The sequence below is a fragment of the Marinococcus tarijensis genome, assembly GCF_054971385.1.
In genome coordinates this window covers 35,436-46,698 of sequence record NZ_JBQOJA010000023.1, presented here as the reverse complement: position 1 = coordinate 46,698, position 11,263 = coordinate 35,436, and the positions used below count along the sequence as shown (strand labels likewise).

The window sequence follows — 11,263 nt, the reverse complement described above, 5'->3', positions numbered from 1 at the left end:
ATGGCCGGAGCCCCATCTGTCACAACACCGTTGACGGTATCCGGCAGTTGATCCAACAGATGGGTAATCGCAGCGGTGGACCGCCCCTTCCCAATAGCCAGCACCTGGCCGGTATGCCAGTCCATGGCGGCCACCCCGTAGGTATGGCCTTTACGAAAGGCAAAATCATCGACGGTGACGACCGTGGGAGTGGAAACGGGAAGTAAGGCCGGGGCCCGGCGATAAAACCAACGCTCCAGCGTGGTATACGGGAGGCCAAACGTACGGGCAGCATCGGCAATGGAGCGGCCGATACAGGCCTGGACCACCATCTCCTGAAACATCTCCGTGGCAGAGCCACGGTCCGGAATGTCCGGCAAAGAGGCTGTGAACGTCGCCCCGCAGCCAGTACAAGCCCGGCGTTCCCGAGGAACACGGATCCAAATGACGCCGGTGGATGCGGTATGGGTATGCCGGAGAAACCGTCCGGTTTCGGTCTTCCGTCGCGAGGAGCTCCCGCACACCGGACAGGCCGTCTGCCGGTATTTCGGGGAAAGGTGAAAAATCCAGGTGTCGTGCGGTTTAGATGTATGGATCCAGTCGTAGGCTGGAAGGTGCAGCAGTTCTTTGATAAAATAGGTGACCAAGTGGCTTCTTCCTTTCTCGGTGTTCTAGTCCAATACCAAGATAAAGGAAGAGCCGCTTTTTTCATATCCCTATCGTGTCAAGTCCAACTTGTGGTGAAGAGCCAAAAATAGAAAAAGATTGCCATAATAATGAACAAAGGAGCGTTTGGATGCAACAGGAAGCTGCAGGGTTTGGGAGCCGGCTGCTCGCTATTATTATTGACGGGGCCGTCCTCATCCTCCCCACTCTACTGATTGGGATGCTGGCCATATTGTGGGTGGATGCCGAGGATGTGAATATTGATCTGTTTTCCGGGACCGTATCGCTTTTATACTCTATGATTCTGCCGGTAGTATGGCAGGGGCAGACAGTCGGAAAGTACGCCATGGGCATTCAGATTGTAAAAACGGACGGCAGAAAGCTCGGTATCGGGGCGATGCTGATGCGCGTGCTCGTGGCTAATCTTTTGTACGGGCTCACGTTATACATACTGATGATTACGAGTATAATAATGGTTCTTGTCCGGAACGATAAACGGGCCGTGCACGATTTTCTCGCGGGAACCCGGGTAGTGAAAAAAAGCCGGTAATCCTGCTTTCGCACAAAATCGGGTTAGGTGTTAAGCGGGAGGAGAATGCATAATGAAAAAGATTTTTTCTGCCGGTGCGGCCGGCATGTTTATCCTTTTAAGCGGTTGTTCGGTTCCTTCTTACTATACGGAGGAAGAGAAGGACGTGCCTGGGAATATAGAAGCGGAATGGGGAGAGAAGGTGCCGCTGCCGTCGTTTAACGATTCATTCATTTCGAGGGTGCAGATTAATGAAGATGAAAAAGGAAAGCCCGAGGAACTGGAAATTTGGTACAGCGACGAGGAACCGGGGAAACGACTGCCCTATTTTCGGGATGCCGGCAACAGGCACCGGTATGAAGAAGACTACAGCACGCGCCTCGTGTATGGAATTTACAGCAGTGATATTCACATTATTTTGGATTACGAAGCGGGCGACCGAATGGTCTACGGAGCTCATGACGATGTGCTGAGTATTGGCGGGCGCCCGGTGGGACGGGATATTCAAAGTGGTCCCATGGTTTACACGTTTTATGCAAAAGGAGGAATCTATACCATTTCATACTCAGAGGAGGCAAGGGCAGATACCGATGCCCACCGCGAGCAGATTAAAGCCTTTTTGCAGAACAATGGATAGTATAAAAGGGCAGGGGCCTCCGGGCGCCTGCCTTTTATGATGCCGTTAAATAACTAAATGACCGGATGCGTGCTTTAGACTATTTTTCCAAAAAGGTGCGGGGCGCACTTTTCTTTTAGGCCGTTATGGTTCATGATTTATGAAGAGAGATTGAATACTCTGCAAGCTTACGGAGAAAGAAGGAAGGTTTATGCCACGGAGGATAAAAAACATACTCAGTATGCCGCAGGAGTACAGCAATCAGTCGCTGAAAAAGGACGTGGCCACGGGGTTTACGATTTTTATTATGGTTGTTCCGCAGGGGATGGCCTATGCCGTGCTCGCGGGCCTGCCGCCGGTGATGGGACTGTATGCTGCGCTGATTCCGCTTGTGATTTACGCCCTGTTCGGGGGATCGAAGCATCTGGCGATCGGGCCGGTCGCGATGGCCTCTATTCTTGTCTTTTCCGGCGTGTCGCTGTATGCTGAGCCGGCGACGCCGGATTACGTGATGCTCGTGATGCTCCTTACAGTCATGGTCGGGGTCATGCAGGTGGCCCTCGGCCTGCTGAACGCCGCCGCGTTTGTGAAATTCATTTCGCCGAACGTAATCAGCGGATTTACGGCGGCGGTGGCCATCGCGATAGGCATGAGCCAGCTTGGGCAGTTTATGGGCATCAGTGTAGGCAGCCAGACGCAGATTATCCCGCTGCTCCGGGATGTGATCGTTCAACTGCCCCAGGTACATATTCCGACTCTTCTCGTAGGCATCACCGGCCTTCTGCTGTTGGTCGGGGGACGTAAAGTGAAAAGGAATCTGCCGGTTTCGCTCATTGTCGTCGTACTGAGCATTGCAGCAGTCGGACTTTTCCGTCTCGACAACCAGGGGGTAAGTGTTGTTGGAAACGTGCCCCAGGGGCTCCCGGATTTCACCGTACCGGGCTTTAACCTCGCGGATGTGCAGGTGCTGATTCCGACGGCGCTGACGATTGCGCTAATTGCCATGATGGAGACGCTTGCGATCACAAAAACGCTGAGTGATAAAAACGATACCGGCGTCGACCTGAACAAGGAAATCCGCGCGATCGGCTATGCCAATATTGCCGGGCCGTTCTTTTCCTCCTATGCGGTAAGCGGAAGCTTTTCAAGAAGCGCCATCAGCTACCGTTCAGGCGCTGCCTCGCAGGCGGCGATGATTATAACCGCTGCCGGGGTGCTTGTAACGCTCCTTTTTTTCACCTCTGTATTTTACTTTCTGCCCTACGCAGTGCTTGCAGCGATTATCCTCGTATCGGTCACCGGCCTGATTAATGTCGGATCGCTCAAGGAGGCCTTCCGGGTGAAGCCGGAGGACGGATGGGTATGGATCGTAACGTTTGCGGCGACGCTTCTCGTCGGCATCCAGTGGGGACTGTTAATCGGGATCGGCTTTTCCATTCTGCTGCTGCTGCGCCACATTTCCCGGCCGAATATTGTGGAAATCGGCTATGAAGAGGACACGCACAGCTATCTGGATCTGCAGCGGTTTCCAAACGCCAGGCGGGTGGCGGGTACGGTGCTTGTCCGGGCGGACACGCGCATCCATTTTTCAAACGTCGGCTATTTTGTGAAAATGGTGGAAAAAACGATTCAGGATCGCCGCAAAACAGAAGGCGGCGGGCTGAAGGCCGCAATCGATATGTCCGGAGTGAACGACATTGACACGACCGGCATCGGCGCTCTCGAGCAGATTATTGAAATGTTCCGCCGGGAGCCGGACGTCCAGGTATGGTTTGTTGAGCTGAAGGGGCCGGTCCGGGATCTGCTGCTCAGGGCCGGGTGGGAGGAAAAATACGCGGAAGCGATCAGGTATCAGACCCTTGAAGGCTTTCTGGAACATGAGGGCAACGTTTCGTTCAAAACGCCCACAGAGCCAAAGCAGGACTCCTGGGATTATATGATTTAACTTGCGTTTTAATAATGAACGATGGCCGGCAGGGTGTGAACCCGCCGGCTTCGCTTGCGCTGCGCCCGGAAGAATGGGCTTTGAAAAGCTGATGTGACAGGGTATACATCGAAGAAGGCAACTACCCGGAATGGGAGCTTCGTGTGCAGGTGATGAGCGATGATGATCATCCGGAGCTCGACTTTGACCCGCTCGACGATACAAAGCTGTGGCCAAAGGACCAGTTCCCGTGGATCCCGGTCGGCAAGCTTGTGCTTGACCGCAATCCAGAGGACTATTTCAACGAAGTCGAGCAGGTAGCCTTTGGTACGGGCGTTCTTGTTGACGGCATGGATTTCTCCGATGATAAAATGCTGCAGGGCCGTACATTCTCGTACTCCGATACGCAGCGGTACCGCGTCGGCGCCAACTATCTGCAGCTGCCGATCAACCAGGCGAAGAAAAAGGTTGCGACGAATCAGCGCGGCGGACAGATGTCGTATAAAGTCGACAACGACGAAGGACAGAATCCGCACGTAAACTACGAGCCTTCCACAATGAATAACCTGAAGGAAGCGGAAATGAGCGGCAAGCCTCACACGCCTTATACCGAAGGGGAAGTGAAAAAAGAGGCCATCGACCGCCAGAATCCTTACCGGCAGGCAGGCGAAACGTTCCGTAAGTTCAAGGAATGGGAAAAAGACGAGTTAATCAAAAACCTTGTCGACAACCTGATTCCATGTAAAACGGAAATCCAGGAAGAAATGATTGCGCACTTTAAGAAGTGCGATGAGGAATACGGCCGCCGGGTCGAAGAAGGGCTGAAAAACAGCAGCTCTGCAGACGGCGCAGACCAGGATTCCACGCACGGCGAACCTGCCGGCGTCACCAAAACGGAAGAAGGCGTCCAGCAGGCTGAAGAGCACGGCATTCCGTCAGATCCGTATTAATAAAAGAAAAGCATGAAACAAAAAAAGCTGAGGCTGGAGTTCATTCTCCGGCTTCAGCTTTTTTTGTAACGTGCGCTGGTAAAGGAAGGGAGCTTTGTTCTAAGTAGTAACGGAGTAAACCGCGGAGTTTATTAAACGACTTCCGTCCGCGGAGCGTTCATCATTTTTAAATATGCCGTCCAGTTGAAAGCCGGCTCTCGCAAGCATAGCCGTGCTTGGGTAGTTCCGTTCATCCGTACAGGCTTCGATCCGTTTCATGCCGAGATCCTTGAGGCTGTACCGGACGATTTCAGTGACAGCTTCCAGTGCATATCCTCTGCGCTGAAAGGGGTCCAGGATCCAGTAGCCAAGCTCGCAGCGAGGCACGTGCCAGTCAATTTCCTGAATAACTATACTTCCGACAAAGGAAAGTGACTGCTTTTCAAGCAGCAAGTAGCGGAAGCTTTGTTTGTTTGAAAATTGAGCACAGGCGTCCGTTAAAAATTCTTTTGTGCCTTCGAGCGTTGAGGGCTCCTGGAAGGTGCTCATCCAGGCTTTAAGACTTTGATGAGACTGCGAAATTCCATCGTAGACGGCCTGGGTATCAATCGAAGGATCGGGAATTCTTAAAAGCAGACGTTCGGTATGTAAATTTTCTTTTCCGATTTTTTCAGTAGAAATACGATAACCCCCTTAAATGCAGCAGCATTATTTTCATTATTTTACATGAACAGGTATTCGCTTACAAATGTTTGGAAAAAAATCAACGAATGAATAAGAACAAAGTAATTGCTCTACTAGAAAATGACCTGTCAGCCAGAAGAACTTTAATACACAGGAGGCTTTATTAATGGAATATATTTATTTAGGAAACTCAGGGCTGCGCGTGCCAAAGTACATTCTCGGCACCATTCCATTCAGCGGTACGAATGGGTTTGAAGCAACAGGTAATCTGGATGAAAATGATGCCCGCCGGATAGTGGATATATCACTGGAAGCAGGCATGAACATGTTCGATACGGCGAATCTGTATTCGAAGGGGGACGCTGAACGTGTGTTGGGCTCTGCGATCAAAGGACGCCGGAATGAAGTTCTCTTAACGTCCAAAACCGGCTTTCATTTTGACAATGATCCGAACGCCCTCGGCGCGTCCCGCAGCAATATTGAAGCCTCTATCGACCGGACGCTGGAGCGGCTCGGCACGGACTATCTGGACGTGTACTTCGTTCACCTGTGGGACGGCCGTACGCCGGTGGAGGAAACCGTGGAAACAATGACCAACCTCGTGAAATCCGGAAAAATCCGGTACTGGGGCGTTTCCAACTACAGCGGCTGGGCGCTGGCAAGAATATTCTCGGTCGCTGAGCGGCCCGGCTACATTCCACCGGTTACCCAACAGATTTATTATACACCGGAGGCTTGGGAAGCAGAGTACGAGCTGCTGCCGGCAGGCCGGGAGCTCGGCGTAAGCTCAATGATCTGGAGCCCGCTCGGGGAAGGGCTTCTGACCGGAAAAATCGGCCGCAACAAAAAAGCACCGGCAAATACCCGCCAGGGCGAAGGCTGGCCGGAGCCATGGATCCAGGACGAGGAACGCCTGTATCAGGTAATTGACGCGCTTGAGGAAGTCGCCGAAGGCCGGAACGCCACGGTTCCACAGATTGCCTACGCGTGGGTAAAGGACCGCCCGAACGTCGGCCCGATTGTCATCGCAGCCCGCAACGAAGAACAGCTGCACGAAAACCTGGCGTCGGCAGATATGTATCTGACGCAGGACGAGCATGACCGGATTGAATCCGTCGCACGTCCGGCACCGATTTACCCGCTGTGGCACCGGACAATGGCCGGCTTTGAAATGGGCAGCCCGTCCGAAATGCCGTATCTCGAGGGTTACAAAAAATCGATGGGGATGGATGAGTGAATTTTAATATAATGCACTGGCAATGGAAGATTTTGTTACCTCCCAGTAACTAACAAATGTTTGAGCTGTTGACCAAAACCAAATGTGATTTGAAATTCAGTCAATTAACAGCTGATGTTAAACAGGAGCTCCGACTACTATTTGAGTCGGGGCTTTTGTTTGTTCGCCCATATGACTTTTAAAAATTGCATAATGGTAGTACAAGAAAGGTAAACAATAGACATTGCGGGTAATGGATATTTGCCTTTATTCTCTTTTATTGATGCTGAAGGAGTCCATGAGAGCCCAGCTGCCCCACCCTTCCTGCCATTTAAGCCAAAGGAGTTTTCATTTCATTTCTGATGGTTACCGTTGTTTACTTTCTCCCATAAGAAAAACACCTCCATCTGTCGCTCCTACTACAAATGCGACATGGGAGGTGCTCTTATCTGTTTCATTTATTTAGGTCACTTCGCTTCCACTTCTGGAGGGGCTTTTTTTGCTACTTGGATAGCCCAGATAACGTTATAAACCATAATTACGATCTGAATAAATGAAATAGCCGAAAATAAGATCCAGAAAAGAAATGAATACATGAACGTGCCGTTGGATAAATTTACCCAGAGGCTCAGGCCCAGAAACATCAGTACAGGGGTTAAGTGGGACTTCAGGGCCCTTCCGGCATGGGACCGGGAATAATCGTTCCCCATAATTAATACAATCAAGGGTACGAGAACGGGGGCAAAAAATACACTAATGTAAGAAATAATAGAAGAAATTTGGGATCCAGTCATCGAAATCAACTCCTTTCGCTAAGCTAGAGGCAAGCGTTGTTCCTGTGTAGCTTTATGAAAAAGTTGAGTTTTACCAGGAGTCTCATGTCTCTCATCAAACGGTACGTTATGAAAAAATACATAGTGCGAAGTGACCGTAGAATTTTATAAACGATTGTTGGGCTGCAGCAGATGATATTATCGAAACAAATGATGAATCCAATCTTCAAATGGTATAACAGTGAGGTGGGCAGTAGGAAGAAGAGCGAGCATGCAGGTGCTGTAAAAAAGCGTATGATGAAAGGAGCGGCTTGCAGTGAAGTGGGGCATCGACTGCAATATAAGTGGGGCGGCTAATTGGGATGAAAAAGGGGTTTGCAGTAAGAAATGTTTATGACTGCCATGCATATGGGCGGAAGATATACATGTAAAAAGGCATATTCACTACTGGAAAAAATGGTTCGAAAGGAACTTGCAGGTTTATGTCAGGGAAGGTGTGCCGACAAACTATAGGCTCGGAAATATAAAAAGGTTTTCCGCTCTTATTAATTTCAGTATATAGGGTGAAAAATGATTTTCAACCACCTAAAGAACGGATGGCAGCTCCCTCTAAATGCTCAAACTAATCATTTCCACCTCGAAACGAGAACAGTACTTATATTAAATGTTTGATGCGTTACAGCAGGAAAAAGGGCTTGAAAGGAATTATAAGTCCTTCGTTATCTTATTTTATCGTGTACTAACACTGGCCTCCTTTAAGATCTAAAATCTCCATAGTAGTTTTCTTTATCTTTTTTCTTCTGCCATTGGACTTAGAATAATACTAAAAATTACTCGTTTGCCCTGGTATTTTTTTATTGTTTCAGTTTGTTGGTTCAGTTTGCCTCTAACGTGGAGGTGTTTTTCTTATGGAAAAAAGAATAAAGCATTTCTTTTGCCTTGAAGTGGACTACAAGGGTTATACTAAAAAAATCACCCATCCAGGACTGCGGAGAAGTGAGGATAAGAACAAACATATTAAGAATAAGGTGGAATTCAGCTATGAAAGCAAATATCATGTACGAAGCGGGCGATGTCCGCGTGGAAGACGTACCGAAGCCGCAGCTGCAGGAGCCGACAGACAGTGTGTTGAAGGTCGTTGCTGCCTGCATCTGTGGCAGCGATCTGCATCCATACCGCCATATGCACGCCGATGAACACGGCGAAGGCGAACCAATGGGCCACGAGGTGATCGGCCGGATCGAAGAAATGGGCTCCGGCGTGACGGACTTTAAGAAGGGTGATCTTGTCGTAGTGCCGTTCGCGTATGGAGATAATACATGCCCGTACTGCCAGGAGGGCCTGCAGACGTCCTGTGTGAATGGTGGTTTCATGACCGGATGCCAGGCTGAATACGTTCGTGTGCCGCAGGCGCATGGAAGCATGTTTAAGCTTCCGGATGATATTGGTGATGATTCCCCGCTGCTTCCGTCTCTTCTGACGATTTCGGATGTGTACGGTACCGGCTATCACGCCGCAGTGATGGGCGGCGTCAATGAAAATACCACCGTTACAGTAGTAGGCGACGGAGCCGTCGGGCTGCTGGCCGTTCTGTCCGCGAAAAAGCTCGGGGCCAAAAAAATTATCCTGATGGGACGCCATAAGGAGCGCACCGACCTCGGTGTCGAATTCGGCGCCACTGACGTCGTTTCCGAGCGCGGGGATGAAGGCATTGCCAAGGTCCGCGAGCTTACGAACGGTGAAGGCACCCATGTCGTGCTGGAGTGTGTCGGGCTCATGCCGGCGTACGACATGAGTGTGGGCGTTGTCCGTCCCGGAGGCGTTATCAGCCGTGTGGGCGTGCCGCAGTACGAGGAGGCGGCCGTTGGGTTTATGAGCCTTTTTGGAAAAAATATTACGCTTACGGGCGGCCCTGCTCCGACCCGTGCCTACATGGAGGAGCTGCTGCCGGATATTCTGGACGGCACCCTCAACCCAGGCCGCGTATTTGATGTTACTATCGGTCTCGACGACGTTCCGGAGGGCTACCGGAAGATGAACGACCGCGAAGCACTTAAGGTATTGGTAAAGCCATAAAAAATGCGGGTAACTATTAAGAGGGAAAGCACATTTAGTTGTGTTTTCCCTTTATTTGTTTTTTTAGCTATAATGACGATTATTGGATAATATTTCAATTTATGGGATGATGAAAAAAAGCTGACTAAAGAGGGGCGAGAGCATATGTCTCCAAATACTGCAATTTTATACTTTTTACTGCTGCTTTTTTCTATCTTTATTGTTATTGGAGTGGTGGTTCCCTGGCTTGCGCGCAGGTGGTATGTCAGGCGAAACGGTCAACCAAGAAAGCGAAGGTACGCCAATGATGCGCACCGGAAATTAACGGTTGGAATGATCACGGCAAACCTTGTGATTTTGATGTTTGCCAATGTCTCTGAATTGCTGTCATGGGTTTCGATTTTAACTCTGCTGTTTGGGTGCTTTTTAATTTATGTCACGGGAAGCACGTATTTATGGAAAAAAGAGAGCAGCAATAAAGACGATTACCGCTACGAGCTGCTGGTTAACGGGGGAGCAGTGATCGGAGGAGGTTTGCTAATACTGGTATGGGCACCATTCATATTTTAACGAAACGATTTACATATACCGGCCCACAGTCATGATAAGTAAAGGAGAATACGTATGGTTATCATTTGCCTAGTGCTAGCAGGAATTGGTTTATGGATGCTCGGCAAAAAGAAAAGCTCCCGGGTGGCTGCCTTTGCCGGAGGTCTGACAGTGGCTGCCCCGCTGCTTTATATTGTTTGGAACGGAATGCTGCTGCCGCTTGCGCCGCTGTTCGCGCTTGGTGCTGCGTATTGCACTGTAAACAAGACAAATAACAGGTCAAATTTCAGCAGTTAAAAAGGAGGCGGTTATGATGATAGAAAAGCTGGCTTACGTTTTTTGCTGGGTATTGCTGGTGACCGGATTTTCTTTTTATACTCCGTGGGTGCCCTTCGGATGGTCCATCTACGAGGGCGGCATCGGTTTGCTCATACTAATCGTCATTAACTTTTGCTTGTTTGGTATCTTTGCCTTCGTACTGGCCCTGGCTCTGCGAAACAGACTGTTGATTATCCTCAGTGTCCTGCTTCTGCTGATGCCGTTTATAACCATTGGTTTCTTCTGGGCGCTCCAGTACAACTGGGTGACCGTTTCATCGTTTCGTACATAATGAAATCCGGTGTTTTCCAGTTTTTATCGGTTGCGGATATTTTTCAAGTGTGCATTGTTGAAATCATTAATAGACCTGTGAGAGTATATAAAAATACTAAGCAGCGATCCTCTTTAACCGGAAAATCATCCCGGTAAATCCCTGTCTGCCCCCGGCATCAATACACTATCATAATTATTACGTTTACTTGTATTCATTAGGGGTTATATATAAAGATATTAAAACGTGCAGACAGGAAAGCTTAAAGACGGGGGACTTTAAGCAGGCACACGATAAACCAAAAACTGCGGGGGGAAGACGCAGAATAGGAGTTATGTGCACCGGGAAGCGGAAACAAAGATGCATGCGGACCGTGCTGTAGCTTCGAGCTATTGAAAGGGGTATTTTTTTATGCAGGAGCAATGCGAAAATATTACGCTGGATGACATAATGTTAACGTGCGACGGGTATTTACATGTAATAATGGAGGGGGAGCGGTCCCTGCATTTAAAGGACAATGACGGCTTTCGGTACTACTATGATAAAAAAACGCAATGGATTTACGCAGAGAACGGCAGGGGCGGATGGAACTTTCTGGACATCGTCGAGAAGCCTCAAACCACCTCATACCGAAGGACCGTGCTTGAACGGGTAAAGCTGAGGCTTAAAAAGTTGAAGTGGGCGTTTGATAATTAATAAAGGCGAAGTGCTGCGCTTCAATAAACAGCTGCGATAAATAGGCGGAGGCTCCCGT

At 49.5% G+C, this 11,263-nt stretch carries 12 protein-coding genes and 1 pseudogene; 10 read left to right on the top strand and 3 right to left on the bottom strand.

The features are described 5' to 3' along the window. The coding region (locus ACTTK7_RS12840) for a helix-turn-helix domain-containing protein (protein WP_462868468.1) at positions 1-626 on the bottom strand (626 nt) is incomplete at its 3' end. A 149-nt stretch (positions 627-775) separates the two neighbouring features. On the opposite strand from ACTTK7_RS12840, the gene ACTTK7_RS12835 reads away from it, so the two are divergent. From ACTTK7_RS12835 to ACTTK7_RS12820, 4 genes and pseudogenes are all read left to right on the top strand, one after another. Beyond that, positions 776-1,195, top strand: coding sequence for an RDD family protein (locus ACTTK7_RS12835; RefSeq protein ID WP_462868467.1), 420 nt, complete (start codon positions 776-778; stop codon positions 1,193-1,195). Positions 1,196-1,247: 52 nt separating this feature from the next. Further along, entirely contained in the window at positions 1,248-1,811 is a 564-nt protein-coding gene (locus ACTTK7_RS12830; protein ID WP_462868466.1) for a hypothetical protein, read from the top strand. A gap of 190 nt (positions 1,812-2,001) precedes the next feature. After that, positions 2,002-3,735 carry a SulP family inorganic anion transporter gene (locus tag ACTTK7_RS12825; protein ID WP_462868465.1) on the top strand — a complete coding sequence of 578 codons (1,734 nt, stop codon included), beginning with the start codon at positions 2,002-2,004 and terminating at the stop codon, positions 3,733-3,735. Positions 3,736-3,842: 107 nt separating this feature from the next. Beyond that, a pseudogene (locus tag ACTTK7_RS12820) lies at positions 3,843-4,664 on the top strand (catalase); the annotation flags it as partial. Positions 4,665-4,763: 99 nt separating this feature from the next. Here the strand turns inward: ACTTK7_RS12820 and ACTTK7_RS12815 are convergent. Further along, positions 4,764-5,279: a GNAT family N-acetyltransferase gene (locus ACTTK7_RS12815; RefSeq protein WP_462868469.1), complete on the bottom strand. Its 516-nt coding sequence runs from the start codon at positions 5,277-5,279 to the stop codon at positions 4,764-4,766. Between the two features lie 214 nt (positions 5,280-5,493). Between ACTTK7_RS12815 and ACTTK7_RS12810 the strand changes: the two genes are divergently transcribed. Next, positions 5,494-6,564 carry an aldo/keto reductase gene (locus ACTTK7_RS12810; protein ID WP_462868464.1) on the top strand — a complete coding sequence of 357 codons (1,071 nt, stop codon included), beginning with the start codon at positions 5,494-5,496 and terminating at the stop codon, positions 6,562-6,564. 446 nt (positions 6,565-7,010) lie between these two features. On the opposite strand, the gene ACTTK7_RS12805 is transcribed toward ACTTK7_RS12810, so the two are convergent. Then, positions 7,011-7,337 carry a hypothetical protein gene (locus tag ACTTK7_RS12805; RefSeq protein WP_462868463.1) on the bottom strand — a complete coding sequence of 109 codons (327 nt, stop codon included), beginning with the start codon at positions 7,335-7,337 and terminating at the stop codon, positions 7,011-7,013. 1,020 nt (positions 7,338-8,357) lie between these two features. Here ACTTK7_RS12805 and ACTTK7_RS12800 point away from each other — a divergent pair. The 5 genes from ACTTK7_RS12800 (at position 8,358) to ACTTK7_RS12780 (ending at position 11,205) form a co-directional block, all read left to right on the top strand. Continuing rightward, positions 8,358-9,392, top strand: a complete 1,035-nt coding sequence (locus ACTTK7_RS12800) for a zinc-binding dehydrogenase (protein WP_462868462.1) — start codon at positions 8,358-8,360, stop codon at positions 9,390-9,392. Positions 9,393-9,536: 144 nt separating this feature from the next. Next, positions 9,537-9,941: a hypothetical protein gene (locus ACTTK7_RS12795; RefSeq protein ID WP_462868461.1), complete on the top strand. Its 405-nt coding sequence runs from the start codon at positions 9,537-9,539 to the stop codon at positions 9,939-9,941. 54 nt (positions 9,942-9,995) lie between these two features. Continuing rightward, complete coding sequence (locus ACTTK7_RS12790) at positions 9,996-10,217, top strand: hypothetical protein (RefSeq protein WP_462868460.1); 222 nt, start codon at positions 9,996-9,998, stop codon at positions 10,215-10,217. A 16-nt stretch (positions 10,218-10,233) separates the two neighbouring features. Continuing rightward, a complete protein-coding gene (locus ACTTK7_RS12785; protein WP_462868459.1) occupies positions 10,234-10,530 on the top strand; it encodes a hypothetical protein in 297 nt (98 codons plus the stop codon). Positions 10,531-10,920: 390 nt separating this feature from the next. Further along, a complete protein-coding gene (locus tag ACTTK7_RS12780; protein WP_462868458.1) occupies positions 10,921-11,205 on the top strand; it encodes a hypothetical protein in 285 nt (94 codons plus the stop codon). The last annotated feature ends 58 nt before the right edge of the window (positions 11,206-11,263 follow it).

Bases quoted from the DNA above. Each gene is read 5' to 3' on its own strand.
- ACTTK7_RS12835 (WP_462868467.1), top strand. From the start codon at position 776: ATGCAACAGGAAGCTGCAGGGTTTGGGAGCCGGCTGCTCGCTATTATT.
- ACTTK7_RS12830 (WP_462868466.1), top strand. From the start codon at position 1,248: ATGAAAAAGATTTTTTCTGCCGGTGCGGCCGGCATGTTTATCCTTTTA.
- ACTTK7_RS12825 (WP_462868465.1), top strand. From the start codon at position 2,002: ATGCCACGGAGGATAAAAAACATACTCAGTATGCCGCAGGAGTACAGC.
- ACTTK7_RS12810 (WP_462868464.1), top strand. From the start codon at position 5,494: ATGGAATATATTTATTTAGGAAACTCAGGGCTGCGCGTGCCAAAGTAC.
- ACTTK7_RS12805 (WP_462868463.1), bottom strand. From the start codon at position 7,337: ATGACTGGATCCCAAATTTCTTCTATTATTTCTTACATTAGTGTATTT.
- ACTTK7_RS12800 (WP_462868462.1), top strand. From the start codon at position 8,358: ATGAAAGCAAATATCATGTACGAAGCGGGCGATGTCCGCGTGGAAGAC.
- ACTTK7_RS12795 (WP_462868461.1), top strand. From the start codon at position 9,537: ATGTCTCCAAATACTGCAATTTTATACTTTTTACTGCTGCTTTTTTCT.
- ACTTK7_RS12790 (WP_462868460.1), top strand. From the start codon at position 9,996: ATGGTTATCATTTGCCTAGTGCTAGCAGGAATTGGTTTATGGATGCTC.
- ACTTK7_RS12785 (WP_462868459.1), top strand. From the start codon at position 10,234: ATGATAGAAAAGCTGGCTTACGTTTTTTGCTGGGTATTGCTGGTGACC.
- ACTTK7_RS12780 (WP_462868458.1), top strand. From the start codon at position 10,921: ATGCAGGAGCAATGCGAAAATATTACGCTGGATGACATAATGTTAACG.